Origin of the sequence: Halomonas sp. IOP_14, assembly GCF_021021315.1 — a bacterium.
GTDB lineage: Bacteria > Pseudomonadota > Gammaproteobacteria > Pseudomonadales > Halomonadaceae > Vreelandella > Vreelandella titanicae.
The window spans coordinates 1-400 of record NZ_JAINWD010000078.1 but is presented as its reverse complement, the minus strand read 5'-3'; the positions used below and the strand labels follow the sequence as shown (position 1 = coordinate 400).

General features: G+C 53.2%; 1 rRNA gene. It reads left to right on the top strand.

What is annotated here, in order from left to right:
• A 23S ribosomal RNA gene (locus K7H09_RS23955) occupies window positions 1-400 on the top strand; the annotation flags it as partial.

The following is a 400-nucleotide window of genomic DNA, read 5'->3' as shown; positions in this document are numbered from 1 at the left end:
ACGGGGCTAAACCAGGTACCGAAGCTACGGGTGAGTTTCTATTTCGATAGGAATTCGCGGTAGAGGAGCGTCGTGTAAGCCAATGAAGGTGAATTGAGAAGTTCGCTGGAGGTATCACGAGTGCGAATGCTGACATGAGTAACGATAAAGGGAGTGAAAAACTCCCTCGCCGGAAGACCAAGGGTTTCTGTTCGACGCTAATCGGAGCAGAGTGAGTCGGCCCCTAAGGCGAGGCCGAAAGGCGTAGTCGATGGGAAACGGGTCAATATTCCCGTACCGGACATGGTTGCGATGGGGGGACGAAGAAGGCTAGGTGAGCCAGGCGTTGGTAGTCCTGGTGAAAGTGAGTAGGCTGAGGGTTTAGGTAAATCCGGACCCTTTTCAGGTCGAGACACGAGAT